General features: G+C 33.5%; 18 protein-coding genes. 6 read left to right on the top strand and 12 right to left on the bottom strand.

The genetic code is table 11. The features are described from left to right. The first annotated feature begins 73 nt into the window (after positions 1 to 73). Complete coding sequence (locus ACVYAD_RS07480; protein ID WP_349660539.1) at positions 74 to 772, top strand: ABC transporter ATP-binding protein; 699 nt, start codon at positions 74 to 76, stop codon at positions 770 to 772. Further along, a complete protein-coding gene (locus tag ACVYAD_RS07475) occupies positions 765 to 1877 on the top strand; it encodes an ABC transporter permease (RefSeq protein ID WP_476425560.1) in 1113 nt (370 codons plus the stop codon). The genes ACVYAD_RS07480 and ACVYAD_RS07475 overlap by 8 nt, the downstream gene beginning before the upstream one ends. A 133-nt stretch (positions 1878 to 2010) precedes the next feature. Here the strand turns inward: ACVYAD_RS07475 and ACVYAD_RS07470 are convergent, their stop codons facing one another. From ACVYAD_RS07470 to ACVYAD_RS07455, 4 genes are all read right to left on the bottom strand, one after another. Next, positions 2011 to 3048 carry a beta-carotene 15,15'-monooxygenase gene (locus ACVYAD_RS07470; RefSeq protein WP_476425558.1) on the bottom strand — a complete coding sequence of 346 codons (1038 nt, stop codon included), beginning with the start codon at positions 3046 to 3048 and terminating at the stop codon, positions 2011 to 2013. Between the two features lie 18 nt (positions 3049 to 3066). Next, positions 3067 to 3540, bottom strand: a complete 474-nt coding sequence (locus ACVYAD_RS07465) for a MarR family winged helix-turn-helix transcriptional regulator (RefSeq protein WP_476425557.1) — start codon at positions 3538 to 3540, stop codon at positions 3067 to 3069. Between the two features lie 228 nt (positions 3541 to 3768). After that, a complete protein-coding gene (locus ACVYAD_RS07460; RefSeq protein ID WP_476425555.1) occupies positions 3769 to 4017 on the bottom strand; it encodes a hypothetical protein in 249 nt (82 codons plus the stop codon). 299 nt (positions 4018 to 4316) lie between these two features. Further along, positions 4317 to 5204 carry an AraC family transcriptional regulator gene (locus ACVYAD_RS07455; RefSeq protein ID WP_476425553.1) on the bottom strand — a complete coding sequence of 296 codons (888 nt, stop codon included), beginning with the start codon at positions 5202 to 5204 and terminating at the stop codon, positions 4317 to 4319. Positions 5205 to 5314: 110 nt separating this feature from the next. Between ACVYAD_RS07455 and ACVYAD_RS07450 the strand changes: the two genes are divergently transcribed. Next, entirely contained in the window at positions 5315 to 6232 is a 918-nt protein-coding gene (locus tag ACVYAD_RS07450; RefSeq protein ID WP_476425551.1) for an EamA family transporter, read from the top strand. Between the two features lie 190 nt (positions 6233 to 6422). Here the strand turns inward: ACVYAD_RS07450 and ACVYAD_RS07445 are convergent, their stop codons facing one another. After that, positions 6423 to 7055 carry a LysE family transporter gene (locus ACVYAD_RS07445; protein ID WP_386827244.1) on the bottom strand — a complete coding sequence of 211 codons (633 nt, stop codon included), beginning with the start codon at positions 7053 to 7055 and terminating at the stop codon, positions 6423 to 6425. Between the two features lie 989 nt (positions 7056 to 8044). Here ACVYAD_RS07445 and ACVYAD_RS07440 point away from each other — a divergent pair. Further along, on the top strand, positions 8045 to 8980 hold the full coding sequence (locus tag ACVYAD_RS07440; RefSeq protein ID WP_476425549.1) for a peptidylprolyl isomerase: 936 nt from the start codon (positions 8045 to 8047) through the stop codon (positions 8978 to 8980). Between the two features lie 550 nt (positions 8981 to 9530). Here the strand turns inward: ACVYAD_RS07440 and ACVYAD_RS07435 are convergent. Further along, positions 9531 to 10544 carry a copper amine oxidase N-terminal domain-containing protein gene (locus ACVYAD_RS07435; protein ID WP_476425548.1) on the bottom strand — a complete coding sequence of 338 codons (1014 nt, stop codon included), beginning with the start codon at positions 10542 to 10544 and terminating at the stop codon, positions 9531 to 9533. Between the two features lie 411 nt (positions 10545 to 10955). Here ACVYAD_RS07435 and ACVYAD_RS07430 point away from each other — a divergent pair, with 411 nt between their 5' ends. After that, on the top strand, positions 10956 to 11585 hold the full coding sequence (locus ACVYAD_RS07430) for a hypothetical protein (protein ID WP_476425546.1): 630 nt from the start codon (positions 10956 to 10958) through the stop codon (positions 11583 to 11585). A 287-nt stretch (positions 11586 to 11872) separates the two neighbouring features. Here the strand turns inward: ACVYAD_RS07430 and ACVYAD_RS07425 are convergent, their stop codons facing one another. The 6 genes from ACVYAD_RS07425 to ACVYAD_RS07400 all read right to left on the bottom strand — a co-directional run bounded on the left by ACVYAD_RS07425 (position 11873) and on the right by ACVYAD_RS07400 (position 17194). Next, the gene (locus tag ACVYAD_RS07425; RefSeq protein WP_476425544.1) at positions 11873 to 12319 is read right to left on the bottom strand and encodes an NUDIX hydrolase; all 447 of its coding nucleotides are present in this window, start codon (positions 12317 to 12319) and stop codon (positions 11873 to 11875) included. 168 nt (positions 12320 to 12487) lie between these two features. Continuing rightward, positions 12488 to 13201 (bottom strand): MraY family glycosyltransferase, encoded by a 714-nt coding sequence (locus tag ACVYAD_RS07420; protein ID WP_476425542.1) that lies wholly within the window; start codon positions 13199 to 13201, stop codon positions 12488 to 12490. Positions 13202 to 13578: 377 nt separating this feature from the next. Then, on the bottom strand, positions 13579 to 13752 hold the full coding sequence (locus tag ACVYAD_RS07415; RefSeq protein ID WP_476425540.1) for a hypothetical protein: 174 nt from the start codon (positions 13750 to 13752) through the stop codon (positions 13579 to 13581). Positions 13753 to 14033: 281 nt separating this feature from the next. Next, positions 14034 to 14906 carry a GNAT family N-acetyltransferase gene (locus ACVYAD_RS07410; RefSeq protein ID WP_476425538.1) on the bottom strand — a complete coding sequence of 291 codons (873 nt, stop codon included), beginning with the start codon at positions 14904 to 14906 and terminating at the stop codon, positions 14034 to 14036. Between the two features lie 73 nt (positions 14907 to 14979). After that, positions 14980 to 15231 carry a hypothetical protein gene (locus ACVYAD_RS07405; RefSeq protein WP_476425536.1) on the bottom strand — a complete coding sequence of 84 codons (252 nt, stop codon included), beginning with the start codon at positions 15229 to 15231 and terminating at the stop codon, positions 14980 to 14982. Between the two features lie 496 nt (positions 15232 to 15727). Continuing rightward, positions 15728 to 17194: an amidase gene (locus ACVYAD_RS07400; RefSeq protein ID WP_476425534.1), complete on the bottom strand. Its 1467-nt coding sequence runs from the start codon at positions 17192 to 17194 to the stop codon at positions 15728 to 15730. 131 nt (positions 17195 to 17325) lie between these two features. On the opposite strand from ACVYAD_RS07400, the gene ACVYAD_RS07395 reads away from it, so the two are divergent. After that, positions 17326 to 18057, top strand: coding sequence for a response regulator transcription factor (locus ACVYAD_RS07395; RefSeq protein ID WP_476425532.1), 732 nt, complete (start codon positions 17326 to 17328; stop codon positions 18055 to 18057). Positions 18058 to 18074 lie beyond the last annotated feature (17 nt).

Here is an 18074-nt window from a genome sequence, read left to right as displayed (position 1 = left end):
CCCAAAGAAGTAATATGTCAAAAATCGAAACATTTACCTCTTTCATTCGTAAATAAACAAAGAGAGGAAGTGAATGACAATAGATATTAACATACATAAAGGTGGCTATGTAGAAGATGAAGCCATTATTTCAAACATTCAATTTCAAGTAAATAGTGGTGAGCTCGTTGGATTAATCGGTTCCAATGGGGCAGGAAAGAGTACAACATTGCAAGCAATAATGGGTGTACTGCCAATAGTGGATGGTCAAATAACAATAGAAACTTACGGCTACGTACCTGAAAGACCAATTTTGTATGAGTATTTTACATTGTGGGAGCATATAGATTTTTATTTGCGTGTTACTGGTAAAGAAGATTCTTTGACAAATCGCGCGAAAGATTTACTAGAAATTTTCCATTTGGACCATAAACTACACGATTATCCAACAACGTTTTCTAAAGGGATGCAGCAAAAAGTGATGCTTATTTTAGCATTTCTTGATAAGCATTCTACCTATATTTTAGATGAACCATTTATGGGTTTAGATCCACAGGCAATGCGTAAGCTCTTAACGATTTTAGAAGAATTAAAAGCGCAAGGAGCCGCCATTTTAATGAGTACACATGCACTCGATACAGCAGAGAAAATATGCGATCGTTTCATCTTGATTGATCACGGGCGAATTTTACAGCAAGGTACACTTGCATCATTACGTTTAACGGTGAAACAGGACGAAGCGTCTCTTCTTGATATTTTCGACACATTGCTTGAGGAAAATCGCCATGACTAATATATTGCAGCACCGAAGAAAATTAGAGCGCTCCCAAAATGTTAAGATACTGGCAAGCGTTATCGATTGGACAGTCGCCTTATATGTTGTTGTGCCTGCTCTAGTCATTAGCTTTTTCCTTTATAAAGACTTTATCTTAAATATAAGTACACCTTGGATCGTACATATACCGCTAGTTTTGTTTATCGTACTGTTATTTATTATTACACGTATCGGAACTATTCGTACTTATTTGCAACGAGCCGATCGTCTTTTTTTAATCCAAAACCGAAAACAAATGATACGCTTAAAACGAGCTGGCCTTCATTGGTCGTTAAGTAAGCACCTAATTTTACTAGGTACTGGCCTTGCTTTATTAGCGCCCATCTTTATAAACATTCACCATATAACGATATTGGAATTGCTTTCTTTACTATTGCTACTATTTACGACTAATTTTATGAAGTTACTTTTTCAATTAAAACTTCGTAAATGGCAGCAACTAGCATGCAACATTTTTTTGTGTATTCTCGGTACAGTCTGCTTTTTGTATGTACCTACTATTATTACGTTCCTTATTTATCTAATTCTTATTGTTTATTGCACAAGCTATTATCATAAACATTATGTCTATAGCACTAAGTTTTTTGATCAACAGGTGGAGCTCGATCAAGTAGCATTTTATAAATGGCAAAGTCTTTTATTCCAAATTGCTCCTGAGCTTCGAAGTCAGCTAGTACCGAAATTAAAAAAGCCTCGCCTACTATGGAAAAATTCTAAGCGTATGTTTCGACGTTCCGATTATTTAATAGAGGAATTAGTATGCAAAACGATGCTTCGCCAAAAACAATATCTCTTTGGCTATCTTCGTTTTTTATTGAGTGGTATTGGGCTCATCATTATTGTGCCAACATGGGCGAAAATAATTATGCTTGGAATTCTTTATTTTACTATACGGTCATTGATGCAATCGATAATCCAGCAAATTTTAGAGCACAAAATTTGGTCAATCTTTCAAGTATCCAATGAACAAATTCATGCAGCTAGCAGGCGATTACTTAGAGGATTTGTCGATCTGCCGTTATTGTGTATCCTTATTATTTTTATTATTATTTTTGTAATTTAGGGCTCAAAACGTGAGGTTGATTTCCGTCCCGACTTTTATATAAATGGTATGTGTTTTAACAAATATTTCCCCCTATTTTTTGATTGTCCAAATTAAACAGGTGCCAGCTTAGTTTGCTAGCACCTGTTGTTTATTATCTATTATCTTCCATTCCTTGTAGAAGCATTTTTCTAAATTCCTGTGCTTGGTCAGCTTTAATGGCTACTTTGTTATAACGTTTTTTAATCCCCAGCATAAAAGTCACTTCCACAGGCTCCTTCATTTTCAATATAAACTGTGGATATACCGCTTCAAAATCACGTGCTATAAAATCAATTGTATCTTTAGCTAATTTTCGTTCCAACTGCTCCTTATCCTCAACAAGCTCTTCAATCTGATCGAAGCGAATTTCTGCTCGTTTCATCAATCCTAATGACAAATACAGTTTATCAGATGTTACATAAACAGGATTTAAACGAATAGCCTGCATATCCGCTACAAAAAATAGTACAGAGTATACATTTAAAATAAGCAATAGAATAGAAAGAACAAGTGATTTTTCATGTAGCCACCAATGAATCCCTATTGTTTCAATGGCGATTCCATGGATAAGCATGATGATAAAGGCAATGTAGCTCGAATTTTTATGCAAGGTTAAACCAGGTTGCTCTTTTCTCTTCCAACTTGCAAAAGCGTAGTAAAATACTACAAAATCTGCGCAAAACACTTGGATAATAGGATGCTTCGGTGCATGTTTTTCAACTGCTTTGGGAAATGAGAACAAATCTGGTAAAGTAGTTGAACGTACATCCGCTAAAATTCTCGGCATATAGCGAACAAGCGTTGCAATGATTAAAATTTCTAATAGAATAATCGTACCTTCAATCGCAAACCCAGCCCAAGTCACCGCAACAAATGGCTGTAGATGTTCTATTGGAATAATAAAACGGGCTGCAATACAACCAGATGCTGCTAAAAGCACTGCTTGTTTTATAGAAAACTTTCGTTTATAAAGCAGAAATAAAGCAGGCATAATAAGGACAAAATCAATTAATGAGCCCATAACAACACCATTTGTTTCAGGTGGTAAAATGGATGCGCCGAGCCCAGTGTTATAAAGCGCAAAATTACTGGCAAGTACGACTAACAAAAATGCTAGCCATATATTTTGCTTTTTCTTTAATGCAACCATGTCAAATCTCTCCCTTTTTTAAATATCATTTATTTCATGTATAATGCCTTCCTTTAATACAATTTGATTAAGCTTTTGAACAACCTCTTTTAATTGCACAATCTCACTTAACTCAAGCTTTGAATAATATCTCGAAATAATAAATCGTTTTATATCTTCTTCTCTTTCAAAATACTTAATGCCTGATGTATCGAGACTTACAAATATTTCTCGTCGGTTTTCCGGATTAATGCTCCGAGACACATATTGCTGCTCTTCAAGTTTACTAACCAGCTGTCCGACAGCACTAGACGTTATATTCATATAACTTGCAATTTGTCCAATCGTCACTTGGTTATTTTTTTTAATAAAATCTAAAAGAATTATTTGTTTAGGAGAAAGTTCATCACTGATTAGATTTTGATGTAGCTTTATGAAATGACTATCCATCGAATAAATAGCTTCATTTATCTCCTCCACAAGCTTATAAATAAATTCTTCATCCTTTGCCATAACTCATTCATTCCTTTAAGTAAAGTTAATAGTAAAGGTATCTTTACTATTAACTTTACTTTATTTTATATAGTTATTATAGTCAATATATTCAGCAATAAAGTAAGGGAGCTAATCCTTTAATTTTCAAAAACTTTTCACAAATCTTAACAGAACCAGATGCTTATTCCAACTATCGAGACATTAAGAATGGCAAAATAAAAGACCTCCTGATTAAGAGGTCTAGTTTTAACATCCATATTTTTCTTCGATATCTATTTGTTCGTAATAATTCTCTACAATTGGATAAATATCTGGGTTTGAGTCGTAATAGGTATTGTCAATTTCACTAAGCGTAAATATAAATTCTTTTTCGCCATCAAAAAGAGCAAGTCCATATCGCCAGCCTGTTCGTTCTTCTTGATTATCTAGTGGAGTAAATTCTATATCTTTAATCAAATTTAGCAATTCACCAATTTGTTCTTGCTTTGTAAGCATTTTAGAATAACCAATTGAACCATCTTGAATGATTGCTTTATCTACATTTTCAATTTTTGCATTCTTATAAAACCTCTTCTAATGTTTGCGTTTTTGCAATTGAGAAAGAAGAAAGTAAAACTAGTAAGCGAATAAAAACAGGAACATAGATTTTTTCATTGAGCCACCTCCAAGTTTATTCTATTCACTATTATTAAATTACAAATAGTTACATTAAGAAATAGATATCCCTATTTCATTAAATTAAGATCAAGCGATTCATTACAATAGCGAATATTCGATTCTGTTCCACTTCAATTCTATCCTTTATCAAAAAACTGTTTACGATAAACATGTGGGGAGTATCCTGTATATTTTTTAAATTTTTCAATATAGTAACTTACTGTACTGAAGCCTGTAGTTGTAGCAATTGTAGTGATGGATTGCTCACTATCACGTAATAGCTCCATACTTTTACGAAGACGATAGTGTAGTAAATACGTGAATGGTGTCATGCCGATCATTTTTTTGAAAAAGCGACTACATTCTGCACGACTAAAAAAAACATGTGCAGCTAAACTTTCTAAAGATATCTTTTCTTGATAATGAGTATGTAAATAATCAAGCATATCCTTCGCTCGTTCATGCTGGACAATAATTGCTGGATCCAATATTTCTTCTGTTAGCATTGATTGTGACAAAATAGTTTCCCAAATGACTAATAGCTCTCTCCATACCTTTAGCTCATAAAAAACGGCTTGTTCTTGTAGTAATTTAGCCACGATGTCTACTTTTTGCGCCAATTGGCCAGAAAGCTTAACATAAGGCAGTCTATAGTTCGTTATATAAGGTAGTACATATTTAGTGGCAAAAATACTGTCCTTATGTCCTCCTAATAGCAACGGGTCAACGTTAATACACAAGATTTTAGCATGTTCTACTTGAAAAGGCTTTGCTTCATGTAAGCCTGATGCATTGACAAACAGCCCCTCCCCCGCCTCAAGTACAAAAACATCTGCTCCTACACGATATTCCACACGACCACTTTTCACTTTGACAAATTGAATTTCCTTATGCCAATGTAACGGTAAAAAATCTAAACGATCTAATCGCAAAACCGTCTCATATAGTGCAACTGGAAATTCCTTCGTCCCATGTAACGTAAGTTCTTGTAAATCCTTTGCAATTTTAATATGTGTTAACACCACTACTTAGCTCACCTCAATATATTGATATTATTAACCCTTTAAATCGATATTTTTTACGTCAAATATTTTTTATAATTTCTTTATATTGATAGTTTAGGAGATGTTTTAAGTTGAATCAATCAGCACAGAAAAATCGTACACTTGGTTTTATGCTTGTCATTCTAGGAGCAAGTTTTTGGGGTATTGGTGGTACAGTCGCTCAAAAGCTTTTTCAGCAGGAAAATATAGAGGTTGGCTGGCTCGTTTCCAGTCGTCTTCTTTTAGCTGGCCTATTGCTCATTTCTGCCTATAAACTTACACATCGCAAAGAGTCTATTTTCGTGATGTGGCGTACAAGGCAAAATGCTTTTAGACAATTTTTATTTAGTTTATTAGGAATGCTGGCGGTTCAATATACTTATATGATGTCGATTGCTATAGGAAACTCGGCTGTTGCGACTTTATTGCAATATTTAGCACCACTTTTTATTATGGCCTATTATTTAATAACGAAGCACAGTCAATTGACAAGGCAGGATGGAATCGCTGTTACTTTTACACTTGTTGGTACTTTTTTATTACTAACAAATGGCTCGTTGTCTACACTTTCTGTACCAGCGATGGCCGTGTTTTGGGGGATTTTATCTGGTCTTTCGGCTGCTTTTTATACGTTATATGCAGTCCCACTTTTACAGCAATTTCACTCATTGTTAGTCGTAGGCTGGTCAATGCTTATAGGTGGGATTGTAATGAGCCTCTTCCATCAGCCATGGCAAATTGACGTGTCAAACTGGGCATTGTCGACTATCGCTTATTTTTTGTTTGTCGTTATTTTTGGGACCATGCTAGCATTTTGGTTTTATATTGCTAGTTTGAATTATTTATCCCCTAAAGAGACTAGTTTACTTGGTAGTCTGGAGCCCCTAACAGCTGTTATAACAAGTGTGCTTTGGCTTAAAATTACCTTTGGAGGTTTTCAATTTATTGGGACAATCCTTATTCTCTGCATGATTTTATATCTTACAGTTTTTCAAAGAAAGCAATCATAGGAAGGTTTAATAAATCCAGATTTATTTCGCATCTTAGACCCAAAAGACTACGAATCCATACATAAAATTTACATATGCTGAACTTTTCATTAGCAGAGGAAATTTTAGCTTGCATCCATGCATTTACAAAGATTACTAACCATGAATGCAGGAAAGATAAAAAGCGCGATCTTTTGGGATCGCACTTTTCTCATATATAGCTCTTTATAGCTTGTATAAATTCATAAATAAAATATCCAGCAAATCCAATTAGTAATACGCCCGCTACCATTGTAAGCGATTTAATGACTTTACGACTCATCGCTTTTCTGGTAACCGAAACAATGGCCATCAAGCTTATATCATGTAACAATATGCCACTTAAAACACCTGCAGCAATCACTAGAAAGTTCGATGACTCCCCTTGCCCATATGATTTAGCTAGTACAACACCAAAAACGTTTACCCAGAATACTAGATTTCCAGGCGAAATTGCAACTAGTAAACCATTACGATAAGAAGTAAAAAATGATTTTGTCACTTTCTCTCCTGCAAGCGTAATATCATGATCAGCATTTTTGATAGAATCCAGTCCTAAAAGGAATAAAAATCCAGCCCCTATAATCCACATAGGGATTTGAATGATAGGCATTGCTAAAATGGTAGCTAGTCCCATATATAATGCAAAAACTAATACAATATCAATTGTCATACCACCAAGTCCGACAGCCCAACCGTGCATAAACCCATTTTTTAGTCCTTGCTTTGTCATTTCTACTGTAATGGCTCCAACAGGCATGGCAATCGCAAGTCCTACCAACACATACGCTACATATAAACTCAAATCAACACTTCTTTCATGCAATAGAATATGTTTCATACGTCCGTTTATAGTTGTATTATAGCATAAAAATACATAAATAGAACATTATACTAATATTTATTCATCTCTATGCTATTATTTTATAAATTATTTGTATGATGGTATTAGGAGACCTATTCCGATTGCTGTTCACTTTTTTGATGCTTTTAAGTAATTTTTGGTGGAGCTTTATAGTACACCGAGCTCAAAGCGAAGACCTAAACTTAAGATGGGGTCTTCAAATATGGTAGAAGTTATAATGGATGAAGGACTAATAAACTATTACAAGTAGCCTGGAATTATATAAAATTTTGTGATTTTAAGTATATCTTCGCCAATTTCTTAACGGTATATTTGCCAACACAGTAATAGCAACCCTCTCAAGCAACTTGTTTTTAATACCCAATGTATTTAAAATTGTTATATTAATTTCAATTGAATTTGACTATAAATCTTGGCATTGTTTTGATTAATTTTTTTACTTTTGGCATATGATTTACAATAGACTACAAGTCAGTTCATTATGTAGAAAATCAAATAAATAAATGCCTACAATTTTAATCAATTGTAGGCATTGAACAAAATAAAATCCCCATCATGTCAATAAACAGACGAGAACTCTAGAAACATATTGTATCTGTCTCGATGTTAATTGTAAGATTCACATCACTGGAATAATTAGCGATGGAAATAGTGTTGTTCCTTTAGTAGCATCAGTCCCTGACACATGCCTTTTTGTCAATGTGTTGCCATCCAGTCTTAGTATCCCATTCATCAAGATTCCTCTGCTATTAAACTTTTGAACTTTCCCTATCCCCTAATCTTAAAATAACCTTAAAATATCTTTTGTAAGAAACCTTTTTGGATGGAAAATCGTATAGTGATTGGTAATTTTAAACGGTTGTCCTGAAGTATAATTAGCTAGGTTTTTGTTATACAACTGCAACAACAAGAAGTTAGGAGAGAATTCCATGAAAAAAACAGTATTAACATTCACACTTGCAGCATCAGTTCTTGCATTAGGCGCTTGTAGTAATGATTCAGCAACTAATGACAAAGTAATCGCTACTTCTAAAGTTGGAGATATCACTCAAAATGATTTATATGAAGAAATGAAAGCATCTTCGGGAAATCAAGCATTTCAATTTCTAATGATTAAAAAAGTACTATCAGCGAAATATGAAGTGACAGAAGATGAAGTAAACGCTCAATTAGCAGCTGACAAAAAGCAATATGGCGATAATTTCGAAACCCTCATTGCACAACAAGGAGATACAGAATCTTCGTACAAAAAACTCATCGAACTTAACTTGTTAAAAGAAAAGGCATTAGCTGAAGATGTGGAAGTAACAGAAGATGATATTAAAGCTAAATACGAAAATATCAAAAATGAAATCCAAGCTCGTCATATAGTAGTAGAAAATGAAGAGACTGCTAAAAAGGTGAAAGCGGAACTTGTATCTGGAAAAGATTTTGCAGAAGTTGCAAAAGAGTATTCTATCGAAGAAGCAGCACAAACAACTGGTGGGGATTTAGGTTGGTTTAACAAAGCAACTAATATGGATCAACAGTTTTTAGAAGGTGCTTTCGCATTGAAAAAAAATGTTATCAGCGATCCAATTAAATCTAGCTTTGGCTATCATATCATCGAAGTGACGGACAAGCGTGAGATTAAAGAATCATACGAAGATAAAAAAGCCGAGCTTGAAAAGCAATTAAAGCTAGCAAAAGCGGAACCTTCAACGCTATTAACAAAAGTAGCGAAAATGATGAAAGATGCTGATATCAAGATTAAAGATGAAGATATAAAAACAGCGTTAGATGAGTTTTTTGCTGCTGCTGAAACACCAACTGAAACAAATACAACGACTAAAGATGCAGATACATCAACAAAAGAAAGTAAATAATTATTTATATAAAAAGCGTAAGGGCATAAGCTTTTACGCTTTTTTAATGCTTTAAGAAATAATAAAATCTATTGCATGAGGATTACTTTCTACAAGTGATTCTTTTTCCAGATTCCAACGCCTTGTCCCTGAGCAAGCTCGAACAAAATCGCTTGTGGTGACTGAGGAGCTTGCCTCCTTGCTTTTGATGTTATTCAAATATAGGTCTTTATAAAACGAACGGTTTTCTAATAGGAATAAACGTTCAGTACACTCTCCAGTATTTGTTTTGTCTAATGCAAAATGGACCTTTAATCCTTGTCCGAACAGTATGTACCTTCTCCTGTTTCCTGCTTAAAACTTTTACGAAATGGTTTGCCTTTATCTAAGAATGCTTGAACCTGGCTTTCTCCTTTTGAATTATCCAGACCAAGAATTAATTAGCCCCCCTAATCCTAGCGTCATAGCTTCGCTTGTTATAAGAGTTCTAAGTCCCAGCCAACGGAGACGACCGCAGATGATATAGGTCGACTCCTTTTTGTTTTAGAGGAAACTCAATTAATTGTCAAACTCAATAAAATTTCTCCCAAGAATATGATCTGTATGGAGATGGCATAACATAAAGAGAATTGTTCCTTTTAACAAATGTAAAATATGCTTCGCCCTTCTCTGTGGACGATACCCATTTGTATTCCTCTCGAAGAGTACCTTTACCTGATAATACTCCAGGACCACCCAATATATTGACTACTTCATCATAGGTCATGCCTTCTTTAATAGTAGCCGTACTTTCAGCTGTAACATCTGGGTAACTTAAAATCGGTAGATCCTTTCCTTTATAGATCATCATATTTAAATAATTTGTTTTAATGGGCCCTGATATAATAATTTCATTGATGCCATCACGGAATGATTCTGGAGCCCCAAATATGTCAACACTAGGCTTTTTAGCAAAAAGATAATCCAGATCGATTGAGTTAAAATGATCAGCATCAAGAGCTAGAAATTTTTCATAATTGACTGTAGGTTTACCAAAATCTCTCACCTTACGCAATTCTTTATCATAAACATCCTTTTCAAAATCAGATGGGATCAAGTTCACACCTATACTAGAAATATATATATCTGTGTTTTGATTATCCCAACGGACATCTATTCCAAGCAATTCCCCAATAAATCTTAAAGGGACTACAGTTCTTCCATTAATAATCTGACTAGGTGCTTCTGATTGAATATGTTCTACTTCTTCTACACCATGGTTATTCAAATAAGAACTTGAAGTTATAGTAGCCGTATTTTGACCAATTGGTAAAACAACAGTGTAGTTAGTGTTTTCGATAGAGTAAACAATAGTGACTACTTTCTTTTTCGAATCCCATTTCACACCATTCCCTAAATATTCAGATACAAATCGAAGTGGTACAAGCGTTCGATCATTTTTTATTATAGGTTTTTGATCCAATACTACTTCTTTAGTGTTTACAAATACTTTAATAGTGTCGTTAGCACTAGCAGTATTATGAGATGTAAACAAAAAAGTCGTTGTAATGAAAGCTATTAAAACAATATTAAATCTTTTAAACATCGTTCTCTCCTTCAAAATCATATTATTAATACCTCTAATAAGAGCTGTTCAAAAATAATATCGGATTCTACCCTCTTTATTTTATAGAAAGAGTAAGAAAGAGTTTATGAGGACAGAAAGCCTATTAAGGCTAACCAAGAAGAACAATCCACTTTTAATGTAGGTTAATAGCTAATCTATTTAAAGATAAATTAGCTGCTTCAAATAGTTTTTTCAACAAAGTAGGTCACAGTTTATTGACAGTAATAGGAATTTATTTTTGAAAATGGTTCTAAAACAAAATTAAAGAGCATCATTCGTGAATGATACTCCTCTAAAAACCACACTTATTTATGATACGGTTCTCCATAATATGTATTAGTGCGGTTTTTTCCAATCAGATTTATACTGTAATCTAAGGATGTGATTGTAATGAATTTAGAGATTGGCTTTTTACCCAAAAAGTATTATGAAAATGCACCTACAACTGGAGGCTATTACTTTTTTATAAATGAAGGCATTCAATACGCCATTAATATTGGCGAAATGTATTATCCAGACTATACAGACGAACAACTTGCTCTATTTACAGAAAGCTTAGCCACATTTCCACTTTATTATTTATTCGAGCAGAGTGATAGAAAAATTATTGAAGAGTTAAAACAAGAATTACATGATGCACAGCTACCATTTGAAGTATTTTATCAATCAAAAAAGAGCACTTCTTTAATGATTACTGTCATAAATCATCAAGAACTAATGCGCCTAATTCCTATCATGATTTGGCAGCATAATTATAATATGAGCTCTATTTGGTCAAATCGAAAAAGCAATTTTATGGTAGAAAGCAGAATTTGGGACGCGAAACGTACAGATGGGATAGATGCTTCGATAGAGGAGACCATTTGCATTCATTTTAACGAACCAACAACTGCTTTTTTATTTAGTCATGACTTCAAAGGTACAGATATTTTTTCAAACGAAAATCGCTTTTCAACATTAGAAGATGTACAAAAATTACTACCCTCATTTATTAAAACTGACATTATTGAATTTGGATAAATGAAAACCACCTAAAACGCTGACACTCCAACGTTCTAGGTGGTTCTTTTCAAAAACCGCACTTACTTATGATCCGGTTCACCGAAACTAATATTAAATTCATTATAAAAATAGATTTCCTTATTGGACTAACCTGCCAATACCCTAACCTAATACAATTAAACTCAATTATAACTTAGTTTTTTCTTCAACTAAATTGCTCCTTTAGTACAATAAGAAAAAAGGGCTGCATAAGCAACTCGATGATCTTTAATTAAAGCACCCAGATAGTTAAAGAAGATTCAAGATTATAATAAGTGTTTTTGAATTATATAACTTGCTTTCTCCACCAAGTTCGAAGGTAAATCATCCAAAGGAAAAAATTTAATATTTAAACTCTCATTATCATTTATTGATAATATTCCACTAATATTTGATGTAGTGTAAACAGCGGTTACACCAAATATCTCATCCCCATTAGGATATTTATGGTATTCTTTTTCTCCAGATAAAATATCAATAAATCTTAAGTCTTTTGCCTTTAAACCAGTCTCTTCGTATAATTCTCTTATAGCGGTTTCTTCTAAACTTTCTCCGTATTCCATAGCCCCACCAGGGAACCCCCATTTATTATTATCGGAACGTTGTTGAAGTAGGATTTCTCTCATCACATTAAAAACAACAACAGTTGACCCAACCACCATGAGAGGTCTAGTCCCAATAAGTTCTCTCATTTCTTTTAAATAATTCCCCAAATAAATTACTCCATTTCTTTGCTTCGTACTTCAACTATTCTGGAACCTTTAGCTGAACATAAATTATTTAGTTTTTCATAAAATCATTGGTTCAAACAGCATCGAATAGGAATTAGTTACTCTTTCTTAAAATAAACAGCGCCGTTAGTTGAAAAAGAACTTTAGTTTCTAAATAAAGCGGTATTTACGTGAAAATTGCGTGATAATCAAAATAATCGTTAACCCAACAACGAAATACCACATTAAATGAAAAGGAACTATGAACATTAATACACCGAATAAAATAGCTGTTAAAGTGCTAACTTTAATTGATTGTATACTCGTAAATTTATCTTTAATAAAATAATATAAAGTGAATGGTATTGCTAAAGTAAATATCGGAATATAAATTGTTATAATAGATATTTTAATAAGGGATATTGAAAGTACTGCTATTACGAAGCCTATTGACGTAGTAAGAGTTCTTCCTACAAATGCTTTACCTGAAAAATAGCCGTATAGCAGAATAAACATAATTGCTAAACTGGCACAAATTCCCGTTATTAAAACAAATGAATGGCCTATGATGAAAGCAGACATTGAGAAACAAACTAAAGAAATGAATGGCAATAGCAATATTGAAGGATTTTGCATTTTTTCTATATTCATTACATTTGTAAAACCTACAAGAAATAATAAAGTAAACGGAATCGTCAAATATCCTAATTCAAAGTGATTACCGAGATTAATATAACTAACCTCAAGTTTGCCAACCATTATTATTACAAGTGATGCACAAATTTGACCAAATGGCCCCCAAATGCTTGATAATTTAAAAGCTTGCGTAAGCTTATCCGTAATTACAATTGAAATGATGCCAATTAATACAGCTAAATATAACAAGTTTTCCCTCCCGAAATCATTTATTAGAAATACTAAAAGTTAAATATTACTATTTAAAATTATACAGCATATGGAAAAATAACTAAATACAAGAGTTATGCTTATTCAACTAAATTGCCCCGTTAATTGAATAAGAGCTAACGCCCTCTACCCTTGATTAAAATGCAATAATTTAACTAATGACATATCTGTTTCTTTAAAATCATATTTCGTTAATATCATTTGTTCTATAGCTTTTTCAGGGTTCTCTTGATAAATCTTTATAATTACTTCAAAATGTGCCAAAGCTATGTGTTCTGAAGCATTTGTGCAAATTCACGCAGTATTTCTTTATGTTCATCTTTAACAGCTTCATTAGAGAAATATGTAGCAGAGATTTAGTTTGCGCACTGGTCATCTTCTTCACAAATAAAATCTGGAATTTCAAAATCATCAAATGTGGCAGGTCGAAATTTATCTAAAATGGCTAAAGCATAATGTTGATCGCCAATTCGAACAACCCACACTTCAAAGTCCCTTAATCTAATTTTACGTTCAAAATAATCAATCAAACTATAACTTCCCCTTTCAATTTATTTTACTGCTGACAATCAATTGAAATTTAAATAAAGTCCAAATCATCAGTAAATAAAATGAAGAGAATTGTATCATAAGTTATTGCGGTCAAAAATAGAACCACCTAGAACGTTTTCTAAACAATGTTCTAGGTGATTCTTTTTGATAGGAATTAACCATTTTTAGTGTAACAAAGTCAGGGAGAAGTTTTAAAACTTGCTCAAAGCTCAAAAATCTTATGCTACTATTAATTTCAACTTAGACTTTAAAATTTACTTTATTTCTTTAAACAATAACTCCATAAAGTCGCTTTCTTTTTAAATCCAGCTTTAAAATAAACGTGATTTGCCTGATCATTTTGATTATTTACATTTAGTGTTACATGAGTGATTTCATCAAATCGAAACATTTCTGTTAAAACTTCTTTTAGTAGCTTGGTGCCTATTCCGTTTCCTCTGTATTTAGGATTAATAGCTATATATTCTAAATGGGCTTCTTTTGCCGTTAAGTCCATCTCAAAATAAGCATATCCTTGAACGACCCCATCCATTTCCATAATTCTTAAAACATTTTCTTTATTTAATTGAACTCTATTTAAAATTGTATCTGCATCGTAATACGTTTTTGAAAATGCATTTGAATGAATCTTTTTAAATTGCTCATAGTCCGATGTTTTATAATAACGACTAGTAATAGCAACTACATTTTCAAAAGAATCTTTCGAAACTCCAAGTAATAAATGCTCACCTGTTTTATTGGCGTTTATTTGCTCCAGAAATGCTAATTGTCGAGTATTCAGTTCATTAATGAAGAAATAAAAGTTCGAAATTTGTGGATATATCTGCTGCAATGTGCAAAGTAATTTCTCTTGGATTGTTACATCTTCATTTATAGAAAATGGTCCCCACACTTCAGTTGAATCGCCGTCTATATCTAATCCAATAAGTGCTTGTATATGTTCATTATCGTAAGCAGCTACAACCGATGTAAATTCACCATCGATAAAATCTTCCTGTAATGTACTCACTAGTTCTTGTTCATTTTGACCACAATACCCAATGTTATGTTGTTCTTCGATATTTAGCTGTGCAATAAAATGGGCAACTTCCTTTAATTCGGTTGGGTAAATTCTTTTTATTATGTACCGCATATCGCAATCTCCTTAAAGTGATTTTTCTTGATTTTGATGACATAAACGTAAAACATAATTGAGATCAATATCTTCATGTAAATGTTGTGGTGTCCAAGGTATATAGATGTGTGGCTTTACGCCTTTGATAGCGTCGTACTTTAAATCCTCTATTCGGCATTTCTGTCTTTTTCGCTTTAAATGATAAATGTCCATCTTTAAAATCGAGTAAATAGGACTGTATCGTTTCTACAAGATCTTTATCCGTCATATCATCTGTAATGACATAATTTTCAGGACAGTTACTATGCTTTTTATCTAAAAAACCCGCATAATCTCTTTTCATTATTTGAATTATATCTTCGAAGATTTATCTTTTACTATGCATCGTATCATCCCATTCCTTTAAATTTGAATGTAAACGCAAAAACAAATAAAAAATCCCTCTGAATATAGCTTCAGAAGGATTAGTAAATAAATTTATTGTGTACAAAAATAAGCCTCCGAAAAGGTAAGCTTTATAAAAGTATAATAAATAGACAGACTAATCCTATTTTTATTTGAAAATGCATATACATTTTACGTTTAAAAATAGAATTATTTGTTCATCGTCCATTTATCGTCCCTTCAAATTTAGTACATTAATTGTAACATTTGGTTTCTGAAAATTCACTGATTTACTATTGTTAAAATGAAATATATAACAACAATCGCATATAAACATAGTATGGAGAACGGTATAAGTTAGTTCAGGAACTATTAAGAACGTTAATTAAATGGAGCATCGTGCATGTCTGTAAAATTGCAAAAAGTAGGTACAAGAAAAAATCTTGTACCTATTTTTATGTTGTTGCAATTTCCACAACTTCTGCACCCACATGTACGGTTGGTTTTCGATCTTTCCATGGAGCTGATTCTTCTAATTGTTTTCCAAGCTGTAAAAGGGTTAACTCATCGGCGAAGCGTCCTGTGAATTGTAGCCCGATTGGTAAGCCAGACGCACTCATTGCGAGTGGTAATGATAATGAAGGTTGACCTGTTGCGTTAAACAAATTGGTAAACGGCGCGTATGTGAAAATCTGCTCTGTCCATTCAATTGCCGAGATATTAGGATTATTTGCATTTAGCTCGCCAATTTTCGCTGGTAATGTGCCGATTGTTGGACTTAAAAGAACATCATAATCTTCAAAGAATGTCGCTACTTGACGTGATACGAGTGCATTCGTATTAATTGCTTCTAAAAGTGCGCTAGCTTTTAAGTTTTTGCCATATTCATAGCATTGCCAAATGGCTGCTTCAATAGTATCGCGTGATGGAGTTTTACCTGTTAATTCTGCTGCCCCCACAATCATTTTATAAATATTCGCTGTCCAAATATTTACCGTTGCGCGTGAAAATGGTGCTTCTTCGTAAGCTGGTCGAGCTTCGACTACTTCATGTCCTAATTCTTCTAATAATTTTACGGCCTTATGTACGGCCTCGATACATTCCGGATCAACGAATGCACCAGAATTTGTTTCTGTTGTCCAGGCGATTTTCAGTGGACGTACCTTTTGCTGAATCGCTTGACTGTAAGGCATTTCTGGGCTTTGAATAATCGAGTAGCATCCTAAGTCTGGCCCAGCTACTTGGTCCAGTAATGTAGCGGTATCACGAATGGTTTTTGTTTGTGCAAATTCAATTGCTAGCCCATTTAATGCCTCACTATTATAAGGCCCCATTGGCACGCGACCACGTGAAGGCTTTAAGCCAACGATACCACTACATGATGCAGGAATACGAATGGATCCGCCTCCATCATTACCATGCGCGATTGGAACGATACCACTTGCGACTGAAGCAGCTGCACCTCCACTTGATCCACCAGGGCTATGTTCTAGGTTCCATGGGTTACGTGTTGGACCATAAATGACAGCTTCTGTTGCAGCATTATAGCCAAACTCTGGCGTTGTGGTTGTACCGCTTAACACAAAACCAGCGTTTTTAAAACGTTTCATTAATTCGCTATCGACAGACATTACAGCATTTTCAGCAACACGACTGCCCATACTATGTGGCACACCTTCCGCATGCAGCACAACTTCTTTAATTAAAAATGGGACGCCTGCGAATGGTTGATTATCATTTAAAGTTGAAATCGCTTTGTCAGCATGTTCCTCTAACACACTGGCAACGGCATTAATCGAAGGGTTAACTTTTTCAATACCTTGTAACGCTAATTTTGTAAGTTCTTGTGGTGTCACTTGCTTTGTTTTTACTAACTCCGCTAATCCAAGACCGTCATATGATGCGTATTCCTGTAAATTCATCTGATCACCTCGTTAAAATTTTGACTTACAAATTCATCTTAAATTGAAATAATAAAAATTGATATTACCCAAAAGGATAATTTGTTTTGAACGAGAATATATGAGTCTAATAGAGAAAAGGAGGAATTATTTTGTATGAGCAAAAAGAGGTGGAGTTTTTATTAGAAACAACGTTTAGGATTTCGAATATGAATATGCAACAAACAAGTGGAGACTTTAAATTGAATATGTTGCAAGTGTTGAGTGAATGTTTTCAATATGAACATACTATATTTTGGGAAGTAGCAGATGGGGAATTACATGAACAGCCTGTCTGTTTCAATGTAGAGACATATACGATACAAAATTATTTACATGAATTTAAATATTATGATCCTTTACACCCAGTGAATATGAAAAACCAACCCGATATTCAATTAATGCAACGAAATGAAGCAATATCAAAGAAGAAAAAGCGATATTATGTTGAGCGCTTTTTACAAAAAAATGATTTTATCGATGAAATGGTTATGTATCTGTATAATCAGCAAAAGCCAACAGCGGCTATTGGCTTTTTACGAAAAGAAGGAGAATTACCCTTTACAACACAGGATAGTCAAAAGCTATCATATGTAAAGCGGATGATTGAAAATGTTTATTTATTACATCAATATGTTCAGCCAGGCGAGTCATTGCAAATTACACAACGTGAAAAAGAGTTGTTAATATATTTATGTAAGGGCTTTAAAAATGCTGAAATTGCTAGGTTTTTATATGTCAGTGAAAATACAGTAAAGAAGCATCTGCAAAATCTGTATCGAAAATTTCAAGTAACTTCCCGAACGCAGCTTGCTTTAAAATATTCAGAAAGCTTTCGAACATAATAATAAGATGTCGGTAA

It is taken from the genome of Lysinibacillus sp. G1-3, from assembly GCF_056322905.1.
Note: the sequence above shows the minus strand (reverse complement) of the source record. Positions and strands in the feature narration are given on the sequence as shown.

What these genes read in the sequence shown, in the direction of transcription:
- ACVYAD_RS07480 (WP_349660539.1), top strand. Translation starts at nt 74, where the DNA reads ATGACAATAGATATTAACATACATAAAGGTGGCTATGTAGAAGATGAA.
- ACVYAD_RS07475 (WP_476425560.1), top strand. Translation starts at nt 765, where the DNA reads ATGACTAATATATTGCAGCACCGAAGAAAATTAGAGCGCTCCCAAAAT.
- ACVYAD_RS07470 (WP_476425558.1), bottom strand. Translation starts at nt 3,048, where the DNA reads ATGGTTGCATTAAAGAAAAAGCAAAATATATGGCTAGCATTTTTGTTA.
- ACVYAD_RS07465 (WP_476425557.1), bottom strand. Translation starts at nt 3,540, where the DNA reads ATGGCAAAGGATGAAGAATTTATTTATAAGCTTGTGGAGGAGATAAAT.
- ACVYAD_RS07460 (WP_476425555.1), bottom strand. Translation starts at nt 4,017, where the DNA reads ATGCTTACAAAGCAAGAACAAATTGGTGAATTGCTAAATTTGATTAAA.
- ACVYAD_RS07440 (WP_476425549.1), top strand. Translation starts at nt 8,045, where the DNA reads ATGAAAAAAACAGTATTAACATTCACACTTGCAGCATCAGTTCTTGCA.
- ACVYAD_RS07435 (WP_476425548.1), bottom strand. Translation starts at nt 10,544, where the DNA reads ATGTTTAAAAGATTTAATATTGTTTTAATAGCTTTCATTACAACGACT.
- ACVYAD_RS07430 (WP_476425546.1), top strand. Translation starts at nt 10,956, where the DNA reads ATGAATTTAGAGATTGGCTTTTTACCCAAAAAGTATTATGAAAATGCA.
- ACVYAD_RS07410 (WP_476425538.1), bottom strand. Translation starts at nt 14,906, where the DNA reads ATGCGGTACATAATAAAAAGAATTTACCCAACCGAATTAAAGGAAGTT.
- ACVYAD_RS07405 (WP_476425536.1), bottom strand. Translation starts at nt 15,231, where the DNA reads ATGAAAAGAGATTATGCGGGTTTTTTAGATAAAAAGCATAGTAACTGT.
- ACVYAD_RS07400 (WP_476425534.1), bottom strand. Translation starts at nt 17,194, where the DNA reads ATGAATTTACAGGAATACGCATCATATGACGGTCTTGGATTAGCGGAG.